The organism is Lysobacter sp. N42, assembly GCF_004344885.1.
This window is the reverse complement of record NZ_SKFB01000052.1, coordinates 1-18,275: the sequence shown is the minus strand read 5'-3', so window position 1 is coordinate 18,275 and position 18,275 is coordinate 1. Positions and strand designations below refer to the sequence as shown.

Below are 18,275 nucleotides of genomic sequence, written 5' to 3'. Positions count from 1 at the left end.
CAGGGGTTTTACCCCAAACTCCAAGCACCGCAACGCTTTCCAGACACCGCGGGGGAATTTCTCCGGACAGCAGTGCGCTTTCGCGGGAACGACGGTTTCGAGGATACCCGCCTTTAGCCCCTCTCCCCTCGGGAGAGGGGTCGGGGTGCGGGTTCGGTTTCGGGCAGCGAGTGAAGCGGCGAAACAGCCAACGTCCATGGATGCCCGCTTTCGCGGGCATGACGGCCCCAAGTTGAATGTCGATCCGCCCTAGGACGTGGGCATCGTGGAGCCGGTGCGGTGTTCGATGCCGGAGCGCCGATCCTGCGCCGCGCCCGTCGTGTCGCTCACGCGACGCCGCCGCCGCGCCGGCGGAGGTGCCGGGTCGTCGGCGCGCTTGCCCGTGTCGGCCTCGCCGCGCAGGTCGCGCAGGGCGCGCAGGTAGCTGCGCCGCCAGTACGTGATGTCGTGGTCGCAGAGGTGGCGGAACATGCTCTCCCAGCGCTCGCGGCGCTCGGCCAGCGACATCGTCATCGCCTGCGCGATCGCGTCGCCGGCGCCGTCGTGGTCGTACGGATTGACGATGAGCGCGCCGTCGAGCTCGCGCGCGGCACCGGCGAAGGGCGAGAGCAGCAGCACGCCGGGGTTTTCCGCGTCCTGCGCCGCGACGAATTCCTTGGCCACCAGGTTCATGCCGTCGCGCAGCGGCGTGACCAGCCCGATGCGCGCCATCCGGTAGAAGCCCGTGAGCGTGGCATGCGGGAAGTTGCGGTTGACGTAGCGCACCGGCGTCCAGTCGGGCTCGGCATAGCTGCCGTTGATGTGGCCCGAGAGCTGCTCCAGTTCCTGGCGCAGGCTGCGGTATTCGGCGACGTCCCCGCGCGAGACAGGTGCGATCTGCAGGAAAGTGAGCTGCCCGCGCTGCTGCGGATAGCGCCTGAGGTAGTTGGCGAAGCCCTGGAAGCGCTCGGGAAGGCCCTTGGAGTAGTCGAGCCGGTCCACGCCGATGGCCAGCTCGCGGCCGGACATGCTCGCCACCAGGCGCTTCACGCCCGGCTTGCCCACCGCCTCGCGCGCCTGCTCGGCAATTCGCCGGGTATCGATGGAGATCGGGAACGCGCCGGCCTTGAACCGGCGTCCGTTCGGCGCTTCCAGCATCCCGCGCTCGAGCACGCGGCCGCCGCCGAACAGCCGCACGTAGTCCTGGAAACGCTCCAGGTCGCGCTCGGTCTGGAAGCCGACCAGGTCGCAGGAGGACAGGCCCTCGAACAGGCGCTGGTGGCTGGGCAGGGCCGCGAGCAGGTCGGAGGACGGCATCGGCACGTGCAGGAAGAAGCCGATGCGGCACTTGACCCCGCGCTCGCGCAGCAGCTTGGCCAGCGGGATGAGGTGGTAGTCGTGGATCCAGACCACGTCGTCCGGTTCCAGCAGTGGCGCCAGCTTGCCGGCGAACAGCGCATTGACGCACTGGTAGGCCGCATAGGTATCGCGGTTGTAGTCCACCAGGTCCATGCGGAAGTGCAGCAGCGGCCACAGCGTGCGGTTGGCGAAGCCGTTGTAGTAGTCGTCATGGTCCTGGCGCGACAGGTCCATGGTGACGAAACGGATGTTGCCCATGCTGCGCTCGTGCACGCGCCCGGATGCATGCGGGTCGATCTTGCCGCTCCAGCCGAACCACATGCCGCCTTCCTCGCGCAGCGCGTCGAGCAGCGCGATGGCCAGGCCGCCGGCGCGGGATTCCTCCGGCAGCGCGACACGGTTGGAGACGACGACAAGGCGGCTCATGCGGTTGCGTTAGGTGATCCGGGCGCGCGATTGGGTCGGGACGGGGGATCCCCCGCGGAGGCGCTGCCGATCGCCGGCTCAGGCGCGGCGCACACCAGCGGGCGTATTGGGCACCAACGGCCGTTTGCGACGGGTGAGGGCCGCGGCCGCGCCGCCGTCGCGCGGCAGCCTCAGGTGGCGTCCTGCCAGGGGCGCGAGAGCCTCATCGCCGCGTTGATGAGCCCGACGTGCGAATAGGTCTGCGGGAAGTTTCCCCACAGCTCGTTGCCTTCCAGGGCCAGGTCCTCCGACAGCAGGCCCAGGTGGTTGCGACGCTCCAGCGCGCGCTCGAACAGGGCGCGTGCCTCGTCGACGCGCCCGACCGCGGCGAGCGCGTCGATGTACCAGAACGTGCAGATGGTGAAACTGGTCTCGGGCACGCCGAAGTCGTCGGGATCGGCATAGCGCAGCATGCCGTCGCCGCGGCGCAGCTGCCGGCCGATGACGTCGACCGTCGCCGCGAAGCGCGGATCGTCGGGCGCGACGAAGCCCAGGTCGGCCAGCAGGAGCAGCACGGCGTCGAGCCGGCCGCTGCTGGTGCCTTCGACGAAGTGGCCGAGATCGGGCCGGTAGGCGAGCTCGGTGATGCGCGCATGCATGGCATCGGCACGCATGCGCCAGAACTGGGCGCGCTCGTGCAGGTGCAGCTGCCGGGCGATCTTCGCCAGGCGGTCGCAGCCGGCCCAGCACATGACGGCGGAATACGTGTGCACCTCGAGGCGGCCGCGGAACTCCCACAGGCCGGCATCGGGCCGCTCGAACAGCGCGAACGCATGCTCGCCCAGCTGTTCGAGGCGGCGGAAATGCATGGTGTCGCCGGGCAGGTTGAGGCGGCGGTCGAAGAAGAGCTGCGTCGACGCCAGCACCACGCTCCCGTAGACGTCGTGCTGCGGCTGGATCCAGGCCAGGTTTCCGCGCCGAACGGGACCCATGCCGCGGTAGCCGGCCAGCGTGGGGACTTCCTCCTCGTGCAGCTCGCGCTCCAGCCCGATGCCGTAGAGCGGCTGCAGCGTGCCGTCGCCCGTGATCAGGTTCGAGACGTAGCGCAGGTATTCCTCCATGGTGCGCGTGGCGCCCAGGCGGTTGAGCGCGCGCACGACGAAGGCGGCGTCGCGCAGCCAGCAGTAGCGGTAGTCCCAGTTGCGTGCGGTGTGCGCGTACTCGGGGATCGAGGTGGTGACCGCGGCGATGATCGCGCCGGTCTCGTCGTACTGGCAGAGCTTGAGGGTGATCGCGCTGCGGATGACCGCGTCCTGCCATTCCAGGGGGATCGACAGGTAGCGCACCCACTCGCGCCAGTAGTCGACCGTCTTCTCCAGGGCGTCGCGCGCGAAGCCGCTCACGGACTGGGTGAAGGTCTCGTCCGGCCCGACCACGAAGTGCAGCTCGCGGTCGAGCAGGAACGGGATCTCGTCGCGCACCATGCGGATGGGCGTGTTGGTGTTGAGCCGCAGGGTGAAGTCGCTGAGCACGTAGCGCACGTGATTGCTGCCCCACGTGATCTCCGGCACGCGCGCGCCGTAGTCCGAGAGCGGCCGGATGCGCACGCGGATCCGCGGCTCGCCGGTGAGCGGGCGGATGCTGCGCACGAGCATCACGGGGCGGTAGAAGCGGTCGTACTGCTTCCAGCGCGGGGCGAAGTCGACGATCTCGATGGAGCCGCCGCGCGCGTCGTGCAGCACCGTGCGCAGCACGGCGGTATTGGGCACGTAGGCCTGCTCGCTGCCCACGCAGTCGGCCAGCTCGATGCTGAAGTCGCCGCCGTCGAGCTGCGGCGAGAGCAGCGCGCAGAACGCGGGGTCGCCGTCGAAGGCCGGCACGCAGCCCCAGACGATGCGCGCGCGCCGGTCCACCAGCGCGGCGATGGAGCAGTTGCCGATCAGGCCGAGGTCGAGATGGCTCATGCGCCGCTCCCGAGGCGGCGTGCGCCCTCGGCGAGCCATTCGCGCAGCGCCGCCGTATCGGCGATGGCATGGCGCGCCATGGTGGGGCGGCGGTCGCCCACGATCACGGACAGGCCGCCGAGCGAGTTGATGGTCATGAAGCCGTCCTCGTCGGTGAAGTCGTCGCCGGCATAGACCGGAACGCGGCCGGCGAACGGCGCCGTCGCCATCAGGCGCTCGATCGCCGTGCCCTTGTGATGGCCCCCGGGACGCAGCTCGAGCACGCAGTTGCCGTGCTGCAGCCGGTAGCCCGGCAGGCTGGTGACGGCCGCCGCGGCCAGGGCTTCCAGCGCGCGCCGCGCCGCGGGGGCGCCGCGCCAGTGGAAGGCCAGCGCGATGCCCTTGTCCTCGACCCAGGCGCCCGGATGGCTTGCGACGACATGCTCGGCGGCCGCGCGGATCCTGTGAAGGTCCTCCAGGCTCTCCCCGGGGTCGGAATCGGCCGCCAGGCGCGCGCGCAGCTGCAGCCCGTGCAGCCCGGCGGCTTCCAGCTGCATGCCGGGAAACAGCGCGTCGATCTGCGCGAGCGAGCGCCCGCTCACCAGCGCCAGCGCGCCGTCCAGGGCGGCGCGCAGACAGCGGATGTCATCGTGCAGGCCCGGAGGCACCACGACGAGCTCGGGGCGCTCGGCGAAGTCCAGCAGGCAGCCGTCGATGTCGAGGAACAGCGCCCAGTCCGGCTGCAGGGGCGGCGGTAGCGGAAGGGCGAGGGGGGCGGTTGCACTCATTCGCACGAGTTTCCGGGCGCCGGCGTAAGCGCGGGGTGCACGGCCGGGGTTGACAGCTCGTGCACCGCGCGTTCCGGAGCCTTGAATCGCCGGCGCGGGCCCGCATCTACACGCCATCGCGGCCGCGGGCCGCCCCGATTCCCCGAGGATATTCCCATGCGGATGGACAAGCTCACGTCCCGCTTCCAGCAGGCACTGGGCGAAGCGCAGTCGCTGGCGGTGTCGCGCGACCACAGCGTGCTCGAGCCGGTGCACCTGCTCGTCGCGCTCGTCGACCAGCAGGGCGGCTCCGCGCGGCCGTTGCTGGCCCAGGCCGGCGTGAACGTGGCCAGCCTGCGCGAACGCCTGGGCGAGGCGCTGGAGAAGCTGCCGAAAGTGACCGGCCAGGCCGGCAACATCTCGGTGGGCAACGATCTGGCGCGCCTGCTCAACGTCACCGACAAGCTCGCATCCCAGCGCGGCGATGCCTTCATCGCCAGCGAGCTGTTCCTGCTCGCCGCGCTGGAGGACGGCGGCGATGCGGGCCGCGCGCTCAAGGCCACCGGCGCGACCCGGGACAAGCTCGAGGCGGCCATCGACAAGCTGCGCGGAGGCGAGAAGGTGCAGGACGAGAATGCCGAGGACCAGCGCCAGGCGCTGGGCAAGTACACCGTCGACCTCACCGAGCGCGCCGAGAACGGCAAGCTCGACCCGGTGATCGGCCGCGACGAGGAGATCCGCCGCACCATCCAGGTGCTGCAGCGTCGCACCAAGAACAATCCGGTGCTGATCGGCGAGCCGGGCGTGGGCAAGACCGCGATCGTCGAGGGCCTGGCGCAGCGCATCGTCAATGGCGAGGTGCCCGAGGGCCTGCGCGGCAAGCGCGTGCTGTCGCTGGACATGGGCGCGCTGATCGCGGGCGCCAAGTACCGCGGCGAGTTCGAGGAGCGCCTCAAGGCCGTGCTCAACGAGCTCGCGAAGAACGAGGGGCAGGTGATCCTGTTCATCGACGAGCTGCACACGATGGTGGGCGCGGGCAAGGCCGACGGCGCGATGGATGCGGGCAACATGCTCAAACCTGCGCTCGCGCGCGGCGAGCTGCACTGCATCGGCGCGACCACGCTCGACGAATACCGCAAGTACGTCGAGAAGGACGCCGCGCTGGAGCGCCGCTTCCAGAAGGTGTTCGTGGGCGAGCCCAGCGTGGAGGACACCATCGCGATCCTGCGCGGCCTCAAGGAGCGCTACGCGGTGCACCACGGCGTGGAGATCACCGACCCGGCGATCGTCGCCGCTGCCACGCTCAGCCACCGCTACATCCCCGACCGCCAGCTGCCCGACAAGGCCATCGACCTGATGGACGAGGCGGCATCGCGCATCCGCATGGAGATCGACTCCAAGCCCGAGGAGCTGGACCGCCGCGAGCGCCGCCTGATCCAGCTCAAGATCCAGCGCGAGGCGCTGAAGAAGGAGAAGGACGAGGCGTCGAAGCAGCGCCTGGCGGACCTCGAGGCCGACATCGCCACGCTCGAGCGCGAGTTCAACGACCTGGAAACCGTCTGGCAGGCCGAGAAGGCCAGCGTGCAGGGCGCCACGAAGATCAAGGAACAGATCGAGGCCGCGCGCATCGAGCTCGAGGCCGCGCAGCGCCGGCAGGACTACGCGCGCATGAGCGAGATCCAGTACGGGCGCATTCCGGAGCTGGAGAAGCAGCTCGCCGCCGCCGCCGAGGCCGAGACCAAGGGCTTCACGCTGCTGCAGGACCGGGTGACCGAGGAGGAGATCGCGGAGGTCGTCTCGCGCTGGACCGGTATTCCCGTCAGCAAGATGCTGGAGGGCGAGCGCGACAAGCTGCTGCGCATGGAGGAGGCGCTGCATGCGCGCGTGGTCGGGCAGGACGAGGCGGTCAAGGTCGTCTCCGATGCCGTGCGCCGCTCGCGCGCCGGCCTCTCCGACCCCAACCGCCCCTACGGCTCCTTCCTGTTCCTGGGCCCGACCGGCGTGGGCAAGACCGAGCTGTGCAAGGCGCTGGCCGAGTTCCTGTTCGACTCGGTCGACGCCATGGTGCGCATCGACATGAGCGAGTTCATGGAGAAGCACGCGGTGAGCCGCCTGGTCGGCGCGCCTCCGGGCTACGTGGGCTACGAGGAGGGCGGCTACCTGACCGAGGCCGTGCGCCGCCGCCCGTACAGCGTGATCCTGCTCGACGAGGTCGAGAAGGCGCACCCGGACGTCTTCAACATCCTGCTGCAGGTGCTCGACGATGGCCGCCTCACCGACGGCCAGGGCCGCACGGTGGACTTCCGCAACACCGTCATCGTGATGACCAGCAACCTCGGCTCGCACCAGATCCAGGAACTCTCGGGCGAGGGCACGCCCGAGGCCTACCTGCAGATGAAGGCGGCGGTGATGGCCGTGGTGCAGTCGCACTTCCGGCCGGAGTTCATCAACCGGCTTGACGACATCGTGGTGTTCCACCCGCTGGAGAAGGCGCAGATCCGCGAGATCGCGCGCATCCAGCTACGCGGATTGGAGAAGCGCCTGGCCGAGCGCGGCCTGAAGCTGGAACTGGCGGACGAGGCACTGACGCTGCTGGGCAACGTGGGCTTCGACCCCGTCTACGGTGCGCGCCCGCTCAAGCGCGCCATCCAGCAGCAGATCGAGAACCCGCTCGCGCAGCGCATCCTGTCGGGCGAGTTCAATGCGGGCGATACCATCCGCGTGCGGGCCGAGGGCGGGCACCTGACGTTCGATCGCGGTTGAGGCGCATGCCGTCGCAGCCGCCCCCGGCGGGCCGGCTGCGGAAGATCGGGCGGCCACGCGCCGCCCGTCTTCGCTTCGCGGGGCTTACCAGCGCAGATTCAGCCCCATCTGCGCGCTGACGGCGTTGCGGTCACCGCTGCCGAGCCCCTGCTCGCCGCGCAGGTCCACGTACCACGCGGCCCTGCCCTGCGCATGCGACAGGCCGATGCCGAGCTCGGCCCAGCTGCGCGCCATTCCCGGGCTCACCCGGGTCGAATCGCGGCCGCCGTAGAACACGGCGGCATCGGCTTCGCGCAGGTCGCGCCAGACGTTGGCGACCGCATACAGGCGGGAAGGCCCCTGGCCCCGGGTCGAAGCGTGCAGGCCCAGCCGCGCCCGCAGGCTGTCCTGCGCCAGCCGCTCGCTGGCCACACCGCCTTCGAGGCCGTCCAACCGGGTGTGCGCGGCGATGAGCTGCACCTGCGGGCGCCAGTCCCAGCCGCCCGCCGCGTAGCTGCGTGCCAGCGTGCCCGACAGCGCGCCCGCCCAGCCGTCGATGCGCGTGCTGCTGCCGTCGAACGGTGACAGCCTGCCGCGCAGCGCACCGGCCTCGGCGGTGAGGTCGAGCGAGTAACCACCGCCGAACGCGAGCGTCTGGTAGCCACCCACGGTGAAGGCCTGCAGGCGGACCTCGCCCACCGAGGCCGACAGCGGCGTGGCGAAACCCTTGACGGTCGGCCGCAGCCGGTCCTGCACGTCACCCTCGGCCTGCGCCACGCGCGCCATGACGCCACGCACCACGCGCTCCCCGCGCTGGAGATCCACGCCGGCCTGCAGGCCGATGCGGCGCACGTCCTGCCCGAAGCGGTCGCCGAACGTCTCCAGCTGGTCGCCACGCAGGCGCATCCATACCGGCGATGCGGCATGGCCGACCGCGGCCTCCGTGCCGCCCTCGCGCACGGCCAGCGAACGGGCCCCGGCATCGGCCAGGCCGTCGACGAACAGCGCCTGCGCGATGCTCGACGATACCGCCGCCGTCGTGACCACCGGCGCGAGCAGGCGCATGTTGCCCGGATCGGGCGTGTCCGTCGGCGGCGGCGTCGTGGGCGGAGGCGTCGTCGGCGGGGGCGTGGTGGGCGGCGGGGTGGTGGGTGGCGCGGCGGTCGGGACGGATGACGTGAGCACCCACCTGCCGGCGTGCGGACCCGAGCTGGCGCGCTCGAGGCGGTACTGCCAGAGGCCGTTCGCGGTGGTGATGGGTGCTGCGAGCACGAATGCGTCGGCCGTGGACGTGCCGCGCGTGTCCACCACGAGGATGCCGTCGACGGTCTGCGCGCCCGTGCTGCCGGGCGCCTGCATGATGTCGAGCACGGTGCGGCCGGTGGCATTGCCGTCGATGCGCAGGCGGTCGGTGGCGGAGGTATCACCGCCCAGCACCGTGGCCATCAGCACGCGCCCGGTGCCGGACCAGTCGCCGGCCACGTGCAGCACGTCGCCGGTCGCGTCCTGGCCCAGGTCGAGCACTCCGTCGTTGACCACCGACGTGCGCAGGCGCGCCTCCGGGAAGATCGTGCTGGAAGACCGCCGCGCGGCGAGGGTGCTGCCGGCGCCCACGTAGATCGTCGTGCTGTCCGCGTCCAGCGCGTCGCCGAAGCTGGAGCCGTCGAGGTACCCGTAGTCGAAGAGGCTCATGCGCGCGCCGTCGAGCAGCTCGATGCGCTCGAAGCCGCGGATGCTCACGGACGGGCAGGTCGTGACGCCATCCGGGCACTGCGTGCCGCGATCGCTGCGCGCAACGAAGTGCTGGCCGCGGAAGCGGATGGTGTCGACATCCGTGCTGCGGTCGTGGAAGCCGTCGAGGGCCGTACCCGTGCCGCTGTCGCCTTCGAAGCGCCTCACGTTCGCGAGGCTCGCTCCCAGGGCGACGTCCACCGTATCGCTGCCGTAGCCGCCGCGGAACTCGGTGAGCGTCGAGTTGCCGCGCAGGTCGAGGCGGTCGTTGCCGTCGTCGCCCGACAGCAGGCGCACCTGCGCCCCGTCGAGGATGAAGTGATCGTTGCCCGCCGGTGCGCTCGTGCGGGTGTAGTTCCCCGAGGCGTCCCGGAAGGCTTCCACATCGCCGCTGTCGCCGAATATCTGGTCGATGAGGCCGCCCGTGAGCACGAAGGTGTCGTCGAAACGGTTGCCGAAGGTGTTGAGCGCGGCCTGCGAGAAGTCGCCGCCGTCGCCGTACAGCGTGAAGCCGTTGCTCAAGGCATCGCCGCCGGTGAAGCGCGCCGAGTCGGCGCCGCCGCCCAGGCGCATCACGTTCGTGAGCGAGCCGGAGTTGAAGATCAGGCTGTCGCCGTCGCGTATGCGCCCGCGGGGGCTGAAGTCGAAGGCGCTGAAGCCGCCGCCGAACGCGCCGCCGTTGAACACCGCCTCCAGCGGCACCGCCCCGTCCGGCCCCGTGGTCGACAGGATGCGCCCGCCGTTGACCACGATGCGGTTCAACGACGTGCTGCCCGCGACCTGGTTGACGAAGCGTCGCGAGAGGTCGATGTAGGCGTCGCGCGGGCCGGGTGCGCCGGGCGGGCCGTTGTCGATCACGATCTCGATCGGGCGGTCGGTGACCAGCGTGCCGTGGGCGATCTCGTTGACCAGGCAGTTCCTCAGCTCCAGGCGGTCCAGGCCCGTGGCGTCGAAAGGCAGCGACGGGTTGCTGCTGCCATAGCCGTAGTAGGAGTTCGTGGCGGTTTCGGATGCGTTGCGCGACAGCAGGACGTTGTCGCCCGTGCGTTCGTAGACGCAGCCGAGGGCGAATGCCGGCGATGCGGTGCCGCCGGCCGCAACGGCCAGTGCCACGGCGAGGAGGGATCGGCGCATGCCGCGCGCGTGCGCGGATGCCAGCGCCCCGGGGCCCGGAAAACGAAGGGTCATTCACAGCTCCTGGAAAAGGGTGGGCGCGACGTGACGCGGCCTGACGCGGGCTGTGGATGACGCGGGATGCATCGTGCGCACGTCCTGTGCCGGAATCGAACCGCGGGCTCCGCCGCGGCGCGCAGTCTGACCGCCGGCTTCGTCGCGGGATGTAGGACAAGTCCGCATCGCGCGTCGGCCAAGGCGCCGCGCAGTCGCGGCTGCATGCGCGCATTCCCGCAGGCGGCCGGGGCGAGGCTCTGCTAGCATTCGCGCCGCCCCAGGTGACCCCGGCACGTGCCGGGGTTGAAACGGGAATCCGGTGCGCCGCGTCCGCGGCAATTCCGGAGCTGCCCCCGCAACGGTAGGCGAGCAGGGACGTCGGCATCAGGCCACTGTGCTTCACGCATGGGAAGGCGCCGGCGTCGGAGGATCCGCATCCTTCGCTCGCGAGCCCGGAGACCGGCCTGTCGGCGACGCTTCGACTCGCGGAGGGCGATGTCGTGGGAGCCGGCGCATCGCGCGCCGGTTCGCACGCACGGCTGCGCGGTCGATCCCTGAACCCGGCCGCGCGGATGGGCGCGGCCAAGGAGTGCCGTGCATGTCCCCGCAGAACCGTATCCCCGCGCCCGCCGCAATCCTTCCCCTTGCCCTTGCCCTTGCCGCCCTGCTCGCGGCACCCGCGCCGGTGCGCGCCGACGATGGTCCGCCGGAGGATGAAACCGCCGCGCTCGACCGCGTCGTGGTCACCGCCAGCCGCACCGCACAGCCTGCGGAGCGTGCGCTCGCCGCGGTCACGGTGATCGACCGCGAGCGCATCGAGCGCCTGCAGCCTGCGTCGCTGCAGGATCTGCTGCGCGGGGAGGTGGGCGTGTCCATCGCCAACAACGGCGGCGCCGGCAAGCTCAGCACGATGTTCGTGCGCGGCACCGAGTCCGACCACGTGCTGGTGCTGGTCGACGGCCTGCGCGTGGGCGCGGCCACCGCGGGCCTGGCCTCGTTCCAGGACATCCCGGTCGAGCAGATCGAGCGCATCGAAATCGTGCGGGGGCCGTTCTCCTCGCTGTACGGCGCCGACGCGATCGGGGGCGTGGTGCACGTGTTCACGCGCCGCCCGGCGGCCGCCTTCCAGCCCAGCCTGTTCGTGGGCGCGGGCAGCGACGATACGCAGCGGTACGGCGTGGGTGTCTCCGGCCGCAGCAAAGCGGCGTGGTACTCGCTGCAGGCCGCGCACGACACGACCGCGGGCATCGATGCCTACCGCGGCAACCCCGCCTGGGCCGCGTTCGAGACGCCCGAGCCCGACCGCGACGGCTACCGCAACACGTCGCTCTCGCTGCGCGCAGGAACGCGCGTGGGCGAGGCCTGGACGCTGGAAGCGCACGGCCTGCGCGCGGAGGGCTTCAACGAGTACGACGGCAGCTTCGTCAACGAGTCCGACGTCGTGCAGCAGATCGTCGGCAGCCGCGTCCGCTATTCGGTGGACGACGCGCTCGCGGTGACGCTCAACCTCGGCCGCACCGTCGACATCAGCGACAGTTATCGCAACGGGCGCTACGTCAACACCTTCGAGACCTGGCGCGACATCGGCTCGCTGCAGGCCGACGTCGCCGCCGGAGGCGGGCTGGCGTCCATGGGTCTGGACTGGTGGCGCGACGAGGTCGAAAGCACCACCGCCTTCGTGGTGCGCGAGCGGATCACCCGCGGCCTTTTCGCACAGTGGCAACGCGACGCCGGTGCGCATGCGTTCCGCTTCGGTGCGCGGCGCGACGAGGACGGCCAGTTCGGCGGCCGCACCACGGGCAGCGCCTCCTGGGGCTGGGACTTCGCCGAAGGCCTGCGCCTGGTGGCCAGCTTCGGCACCGCGTTCAAGGCGCCCTCGTTCAACGAGCTCTACTTCCCGTACTACGGCATCCCGACCCTGCGGCCGGAAACCTCGCGCAGCGCCGAGCTCGGGCTGCGCGGGCGCGCCGCGCGTGGCGGCTGGTCGGTGCAGGCCTTCGATACGCGCGTGGACGACCTGATCGTGCACAACGCCGCGCTGCCGCCGTTCGGCGGGCCCGACAACATCGGCCGCGCACGCATCCGCGGCGTGGAGGCCTCGGCCGACGCGCGCCTCGCGGGCTGGCAGCTGCGCGGAAGCGCGACCTGGCTGGATCCGCGCAATGCCAGCGGCGGTGCGCACCACGGCAACTGGCTGCCCCGGCGCGCGCGCCTCGGCGGCCGCATCGACGTCGACCGCGACTTCGGTGCGTTCAGCGCCGGCGCCTCGGTGACCGCGTCCGGCGAGCGCTTCGACGATGCGGCGAACGCGGTGCGGGTAGGCGGGCACGCCGTCACCGACCTGCGCCTGGGCTTCGACGTGGCCGCCGACTGGTCGCTGCTGCTCACCGCCACCAACGTCTTCGACAGGCGCTACGAGACCGCCGCGTTCTACAACCAGCCCGGCCGGGGCTGGTTCCTCGGCCTGCGCCATCGCCCGGCGCGCTGAGGCCGCCCGCTGCGTTCGCCCGTCGGGGAGGCGGGCGAACGCTCAGCCCAGCTCCGCGGCCAGGCGCAGCAGCCCCGCCGATGCCGGCATCGCCCAGTGCGCGTCCACCTGCGGCGTGATCGCGCTGGGCACGGGGTTGATCTCCAGCACCGGCTTGCCGAGGCGGCGGGCCAGCTGCGGCAGCGACGCGGCCGGCTGCACCAGCCCCGACGTGCCGACCACGACCACGCGGTCGGCGCGTTCGATGGCCGCGACCGCGGCGTTCCATGCATCTTCGGGCAGAGCCTCGCCGAACCAGACCACGTCCGGCCGGTAGAGGCCGCCGCAGTGCCCGCAAGGCGGAGGCGCCTCGCGCGCGCCGTCGTCCGGCGGCGCCGGCGCGACCGTGATGGGATCGGGCTCGCGACGCCCACCGCAGCCGATGCAGCGCGAGTGCAGCAGACGCCCATGCAGGTGCGCCACCCGCGCGCTGCCGGCGCGTTCGTGCAGGTCGTCGACGTTCTGGGTCACGACGTCGACCTCATGGCCCTGGCGTTCGAGCGCGGCGATCGCCTCGTGGCCCGCATGCGGCCGCACGCGCAGAAGTTGCGCCGCGCGCCAGCGATACCAGCCCCAGACCAGGGCCGGGTCGCGGGCGAAGGCCTGCGGCGTGGCCAGCGCCTCGGGATCGAAGCGCGACCACAGCCCGCCGAGCGCGTCGCGGAACGTCGGCACGCCGCTCTCGGCCGACATGCCCGCGCCGGTGAGGAAGACCAGCCGCGTCACGAGGCCACCGCCGGCGGCAGTGGCCCGGTGCGGAACTGCGGCATCGCCATCACCATCTCGGCGAAGGAGTGCGCCAGCTCGCGCTCGGCCATCACCGCCCCGTCGGCGCCCCGGTCCAGCAGATATTTCACGCCGGCATCGGAATGGGCGCGCGCCATCACGCTGATCGTAGGGTTGAGCTCGCGCAGGCGCTCGATGATCTCGCCCGCCTCGAAGGCGTTCGGGATGGCGATCAGTGCCATCTGCGCCGATTCCGGGCGCGCCTCGGCCAGAACCGCGGGATTGGCGGCATGCCCGCGGATCGCGGGGAGCCCGGCGGCGCGCGCGCGCTGCACGAGGTGGGCGTCGTCGTCGATGGCGACCACCGGCACGGAGTGCGAGGCCAGCAACGGCCCGAGCTCGCTGCCGACGCGGCCGTAGCCGATCAGGATCACGTGCGGGCGACCGCCATCGGGCAGGGCCGGCGAGAGCGTGTCCACCGGCGTCGGCGCGGCCTGCAGGCGCCGCGCCGCGATGCGGTCGTGCAGCGCGAACAGCAGCGGGTTCACGATGATCGAGAGGATGGCCGCGGCGAGGATCAGGTCCTGGGCTTCCCGCGGCAACATGCCCAGCGCCACGCCCAGGCCGGCGAGCATGAAGGAGAACTCGCCGATCTGCGACAGGCTCACCCCCAGCAGCAGCGAGGTGGACGCATCCTCGCGCAGGACGTGGGCCACCGCCCAGGCCGTGACGCCGTTGCCGATGACGACCAGCGCGAACGTGGCGAAAACTTCCAGCGGCCGCTCGAGCAGGATGCCCGGATTGAAGAGCATCCCCACCGAGACGAAGAACAGGACCGCGAACGCATCACGCAAGGGCAGCGTCTCGTTGGCGGCCTGGTGGCTGAACTCGGACTCGCTCAGCACCACGCCGGCGAAGAAGGCGCCCAGCGCGAAGGACACGCCGAACAGCTGCGCCGAGCCGAAGGCCACGCCGAGCGCGATGGCGAGCACGCACAGCGTGAACAGTTCGCGTGAACCCGTGCCCGCGACGCGCTCGAGTATCCATGGGATCACGCGCCGGCCCACGAGCAGCATGAAGAGGGCGAACCCCGCCGCCTTCGCGATGGTCGCCAGCAGCGTGCCGCCCAGGCTGCCCTCGCGGCCGCCGAGCGCCGGCAGCAGCACCAGTGCCAGCACCATCGCCACGTCCTCGACGATCAGCCAGCCCACGGCGATGCGGCCGCGATGGCTGTCGAGCAGGCGGCGTTCCTCCAGGCCGCGCAGCACCACGACCGTGGAGGCTACCGACAGTGCAAGCCCGAACACGGCGCCGGTCGAGTCGCTCCAGCCGAAGAACTGCGTGGCAAGCAGCCAGCCCAGCGTGGTGACCACCACGATCTGCACCAGCGCGCCCGGCACCGCGATGCCGCGCACGTCGAGCAGGTCGCGCACCGAGAAGTGGAGGCCGACGCCGAACATCAGCAGGATGACGCCGATCTCCGCCAGCTGCGGGGCCAGCGTTGCATCGGCCACGAAGCCCGGCGTCAACGGACCGAGGATCGCACCCGCCACCAGGTAGCCCACCAGTGGTGGAAGGCGCAGGCGATGGGCCAGCCCGCCCATCACGAAGGCAAGCACGAAGCCCCCCACGAGCATGGCGATCAACGACGTGTGGTGCATGGAACCCCGTGACGTGCAGCGGAAACAGGCCCGTTCACCTTAACCGATGCCCGTCACCGGACCGTGCGCGGACGCCGCCCGCTACAATGCGCGGATGATCGGATTCCGCGATTTCGCCCTGCGCCGGGGCGAACGGCTGCTGCTGTCCAACGTCGACCTCTCCCTGCACGCTGGCTGGCGCGTGGGCGTGGTCGGCCGCAACGGCACGGGCAAGTCCTCGCTGTTCGCGGCGCTGCAGGGCGAGGTCGAGCCCGACCGCGGCGACATCGACATCCCCGGGCGGGCGCGCATCGCAAGCGTGGCGCAGGAAACGCCCGCGCTGGACGACACCGCACTGGACTTCGTGCTCTCCGGCGACGCCGTGGTGCACGCGGCCATCGCCGCCGAGCGCGAGGCCACCGCCCGCGAGGACTGGGAGGCGGTGGCCGAAGCGCACCACCGGCTGGAGGAGGTGGGCGGCTACGACGCCGAGGCGCGGGCGGCCAAGCTTCTGCACGGCCTGGGCTTCTCGTCCGACACCCACGACCGCGCGGTGAAGACGTTCTCCGGCGGCTGGCGCGTGCGCCTGAACCTCGCCCGCGCGCTGATGACGCCGAGCGACCTGCTGCTGCTCGACGAGCCCACCAACCACCTCGACCTCGACGCCGTGCTCTGGCTGGAGCAGTGGCTGCTCAAGTACCCGGGCACGCTGTTCGTGATCTCGCACGACCGCGAGTTCCTCGACGGCATCTGCAGCCACGTGCTGCACCTGCATTCGGGCACCGCGAAGCTCTACACCGGCAACTACACCGACTTCGAGCGCCAGCGTGCCGAGCAGCTGCGCCAGCAGCAGATCGCCTTCGAGAAGGAGCAGGCCGAGCGCGCGCACCTGCAGAAGTTCATCGACCGCTTCAAGGCCAAGGCCAGCAAGGCCCGGCAGGCGCAGAGCCGCATGAAGCGCCTGGCCAAGCTCGCCGGCACCGAGGCCGTGCGCGCCGAGCGCTCGCTGCACATCGACTTCCCGGTGCCCGACAAGCTGCCGCATTCGCTGCTGGGCCTCACGCATGCCGACTGCGGCTACGGCGACAAGCAGGTGCTGGGCGACGTCACCTTCCGCCTCGAGGCCGGCGACCGCATCGCGCTGCTCGGCCCCAACGGCGCGGGCAAGTCCACGCTGGTCAAGACGCTGGTGGGCGAGATCCCGCTGCTGGCGGGCGAGCGCGGCACGCATCCGGACCTGCGCATCGGCTACTTCGCCCAGCACACGGTGGAATCGCTGCGCGAGGGCGAGACGCCGATCGACCACCTGTCCAAGCTCGCGCCGGGCGTGCCCACGCAGGCGCTGCGCGACTTCCTCGGCAAGTGGCAGTTCCCCGGCGACCGCGCGTTCGAACCGGTGGACGGCTTCTCCGGCGGCGAGCGCGCGCGCCTGGCGCTGGCGATGATCGCCTTCCGCCGCCCGAACGTGCTGCTGCTGGACGAGCCCACCAACCACCTCGACCTCGACATGCGCGAGGCGCTGGCCGAGGCGCTCGCCGATTTCGACGGTGCGATCGTGCTGGTCTCGCACGACCGCCATCTCATCGGCCTGGTCTGCGACACCTTCTGGCGCGTGGCCGGCGGGGTGGCGCAGCCGTTCGACGGCGACCTCGACGAGTACGCGTCGTGGCTGCGCACGCGCGATCCGGACGAGGGCAAGGGCGACGCCCGCGGCAAGGCGGCGGCCGTGGCCGTGGCGCCGCCGCCCGCACCCACGCCCGCGAAGCCGGCCCGGAAGGCCAATCCGGTCAAGCTCGCGCAGGCGGAGGCGCGGGTGGCGGAGCTGGAGTCCCGGCTGGCCGCCATCGATGCCGCGCTCGCCGACCCGTCGCGCTTCGCCGAGGCGTCCACGCTCACGCGCGACCGCGCTGCGCTCGCCGCGCAGCTCGAGTCGGCGGAAGCGGACTTCCTGGCGCTCTACGAGGGCTGACGCGCGCCGGCCGGCCGCCGGGCTGGTTCGCGCCACCCGGGGAAACGGCAGCGCGAGCAGGTGGCCGGTCCGGTCGGCCCATGGGGCAGCGCCCCCGATGGCAGGGCCGCGAGGGCGCGACCGCGGGCCGGGCCGCGGTCAGTCGCGCAGGAAGTACTCCACCGTCGTCACGACCCGCACCTTCTTGATCTGCGGGCTGCCGGCGTCGCGGTCCTCGATGGACACCACGCCCTGGTTGGCGGTGCGGATGCCCGCCAGGCGCGCGCCGGAATCCTTGGCGAACTGCTCGGCCGAGCGGCGCGCGTTCGCGGTGGCCTCGGCGATCAGCGCGGGCTTGATCGAGTTCAGCCCGGTGTAGTCGAACTGCGGGCCGCCGCCGGCCGCGCCTTCGCCGCCCTCGCCACCGATCAGCACGCCCCGCGAGACCAGGTCGCCGGCGCGGCGCAGCGCGCGCAAGGCCTGCGGCACCTTCTCCGTGCGCAGCGTCACCGTGGTCGAGTAGCGGTAGCGCTCGGGCGCGCGGTTCTCGCCGTAGGCATAGGCCCAGCGGTCCTCCAGCCGGGGCGGGGAGACGACGACCTCGTCGGCCGCGAAGCCCGCATCGGCGAAAAAGCGCTGGATGGTCGCGGTATTGGCGTCGAGCCGGCGCTGCACCTCGGCCAGGTCGTTGCCGATGACCGAATGCGGCAGCGGCCAGACCACCAGGTCCGCCGCGACCATGCGCTCGGCCGATCCCTTCACGGTCACGTAGCGATCCTGCGTGCGCAGCCGGGCCATGCCCTGCGATGCGAACCAGCCCGCCGCGACCAGGCCCAGCGTCAGCAGCACGGCGGTAATGATCCGGGTAGCGTCGCGCATGGCCATCTCCATCGGCAAAGTCCAAGCATAGACCTTGAACCGGCCGCCGTCGGCCCCACCTGCGCCGCATCCCAGCAGCTTTTCCTGCCGCCATGCCCATCTACGCCTTCGAATGCGCCGCCTGCGGCCACGACTTCGACCGCCTGCAGAAGCTCAGCGACCCCGACCCTGCCGACTGCCCCAGCTGCAGCCAGCCGCAGGTGCGCCGCCGGCTGACGGCCCCGCAGTTCCGCCTGGCCGGCGGCGGCTGGTACGAGACCGACTTCAAGAAGGACGGGGAGAAGAAGCGCAACCTGGTCGGCGAGGCGGCCGCGCCGAAGGACGCGGGCGGCGGCTCCGACGCCAAGGGCGGCGGCAAACCCGCCGAATCCAGGCCCGCGGCCGACAGCAAGCCCGCCGCGGCACCCGCGGCCGCCAAGGCGGCCGACTGAGGCGGCAGGGCGCGGCCGGCCGCCGCCC

Annotated in this window: 10 protein-coding genes, 1 pseudogene and 1 riboswitch; of the genes and pseudogenes, 4 read left to right on the top strand and 7 right to left on the bottom strand. The window is 71.6% G+C overall.

The genetic code is table 11. The annotated features are described in order from the left end of the window. Positions 1-399: 399 nt before the first annotated feature. The 3 genes and pseudogenes from otsA to otsB all read right to left on the bottom strand — a co-directional run. Positions 400-1,764, bottom strand: a pseudogene (gene otsA, locus EYQ95_RS24080) (alpha,alpha-trehalose-phosphate synthase (UDP-forming)); the annotation flags it as partial. A 170-nt stretch (positions 1,765-1,934) separates the two neighbouring features. Further along, the gene (locus EYQ95_RS24075) at positions 1,935-3,707 is read right to left on the bottom strand and encodes a glycoside hydrolase family 15 protein (RefSeq protein ID WP_132331368.1); all 1,773 of its coding nucleotides are present in this window, start codon (positions 3,705-3,707) and stop codon (positions 1,935-1,937) included. Next, a complete protein-coding gene (otsB, locus tag EYQ95_RS24070) occupies positions 3,704-4,474 on the bottom strand; it encodes a trehalose-phosphatase (protein WP_165924844.1) in 771 nt (256 codons plus the stop codon). The genes EYQ95_RS24075 and otsB overlap by 4 nt, the downstream gene beginning before the upstream one ends. 156 nt (positions 4,475-4,630) lie before the next feature. Here otsB and clpB point away from each other — a divergent pair, with 156 nt between their 5' ends. Next, entirely contained in the window at positions 4,631-7,216 is a 2,586-nt protein-coding gene (clpB, locus tag EYQ95_RS24065) for an ATP-dependent chaperone ClpB (protein WP_132331364.1), read from the top strand. Positions 7,217-7,300: 84 nt separating this feature from the next. On the opposite strand, the gene EYQ95_RS24060 is transcribed toward clpB, so the two are convergent. Continuing rightward, positions 7,301-10,114 carry an autotransporter outer membrane beta-barrel domain-containing protein gene (locus EYQ95_RS24060; RefSeq protein WP_132331362.1) on the bottom strand — a complete coding sequence of 938 codons (2,814 nt, stop codon included), beginning with the start codon at positions 10,112-10,114 and terminating at the stop codon, positions 7,301-7,303. A gap of 244 nt (positions 10,115-10,358) precedes the next feature. After that, a riboswitch (cobalamin riboswitch) is annotated at positions 10,359-10,579 on the top strand. A gap of 115 nt (positions 10,580-10,694) precedes the next feature. Here EYQ95_RS24060 and btuB point away from each other — a divergent pair. Beyond that, positions 10,695-12,584 carry a TonB-dependent vitamin B12 receptor gene (gene btuB, locus EYQ95_RS24055; protein WP_132331360.1) on the top strand — a complete coding sequence of 630 codons (1,890 nt, stop codon included), beginning with the start codon at positions 10,695-10,697 and terminating at the stop codon, positions 12,582-12,584. Between the two features lie 42 nt (positions 12,585-12,626). Here the strand turns inward: btuB and EYQ95_RS24050 are convergent, their stop codons facing one another. Both EYQ95_RS24050 and ybaL read right to left on the bottom strand, forming a co-directional pair. Continuing rightward, positions 12,627-13,349, bottom strand: a complete 723-nt coding sequence (locus EYQ95_RS24050) for an NAD-dependent deacylase (RefSeq protein WP_243700059.1) — start codon at positions 13,347-13,349, stop codon at positions 12,627-12,629. Beyond that, on the bottom strand, positions 13,346-15,010 hold the full coding sequence (gene ybaL / locus EYQ95_RS24045) for a YbaL family putative K(+) efflux transporter (protein ID WP_132331357.1): 1,665 nt from the start codon (positions 15,008-15,010) through the stop codon (positions 13,346-13,348). Before ybaL ends, EYQ95_RS24050 begins: the two co-directional genes overlap by 4 nt. Before the next feature lie 94 nt (positions 15,011-15,104). On the opposite strand from ybaL, the gene EYQ95_RS24040 reads away from it, so the two are divergent. Further along, positions 15,105-16,958: an ABC-F family ATP-binding cassette domain-containing protein gene (locus tag EYQ95_RS24040; RefSeq protein ID WP_132331372.1), complete on the top strand. Its 1,854-nt coding sequence runs from the start codon at positions 15,105-15,107 to the stop codon at positions 16,956-16,958. Positions 16,959-17,096: 138 nt separating this feature from the next. Here EYQ95_RS24040 and EYQ95_RS24035 read toward each other — a convergent pair whose 3' ends face one another. Beyond that, complete coding sequence (locus EYQ95_RS24035; protein WP_165924843.1) at positions 17,097-17,816, bottom strand: SIMPL domain-containing protein; 720 nt, start codon at positions 17,814-17,816, stop codon at positions 17,097-17,099. A 92-nt stretch (positions 17,817-17,908) separates the two neighbouring features. On the opposite strand from EYQ95_RS24035, the gene EYQ95_RS24030 reads away from it, so the two are divergent. Continuing rightward, positions 17,909-18,247, top strand: coding sequence for an FmdB family zinc ribbon protein (locus EYQ95_RS24030; RefSeq protein ID WP_132331353.1), 339 nt, complete (start codon positions 17,909-17,911; stop codon positions 18,245-18,247). The last annotated feature ends 28 nt before the right edge of the window (positions 18,248-18,275 follow it).

Coding starts and splice junctions, on each gene's coding strand:
- ybaL (WP_132331357.1), bottom strand. CDS start 15,010: ATGCACCACACGTCGTTGATCGCCATGCTCGTGGGGGGCTTCGTGCTT.
- EYQ95_RS24030 (WP_132331353.1), top strand. CDS start 17,909: ATGCCCATCTACGCCTTCGAATGCGCCGCCTGCGGCCACGACTTCGAC.
- clpB (WP_132331364.1), top strand. CDS start 4,631: ATGCGGATGGACAAGCTCACGTCCCGCTTCCAGCAGGCACTGGGCGAA.
- btuB (WP_132331360.1), top strand. CDS start 10,695: ATGTCCCCGCAGAACCGTATCCCCGCGCCCGCCGCAATCCTTCCCCTT.
- otsB (WP_165924844.1), bottom strand. CDS start 4,474: ATGAGTGCAACCGCCCCCCTCGCCCTTCCGCTACCGCCGCCCCTGCAG.
- EYQ95_RS24040 (WP_132331372.1), top strand. CDS start 15,105: ATGATCGGATTCCGCGATTTCGCCCTGCGCCGGGGCGAACGGCTGCTG.
- EYQ95_RS24060 (WP_132331362.1), bottom strand. CDS start 10,114: ATGACCCTTCGTTTTCCGGGCCCCGGGGCGCTGGCATCCGCGCACGCG.
- EYQ95_RS24075 (WP_132331368.1), bottom strand. CDS start 3,707: ATGAGCCATCTCGACCTCGGCCTGATCGGCAACTGCTCCATCGCCGCG.
- EYQ95_RS24035 (WP_165924843.1), bottom strand. CDS start 17,816: ATGCGCGACGCTACCCGGATCATTACCGCCGTGCTGCTGACGCTGGGC.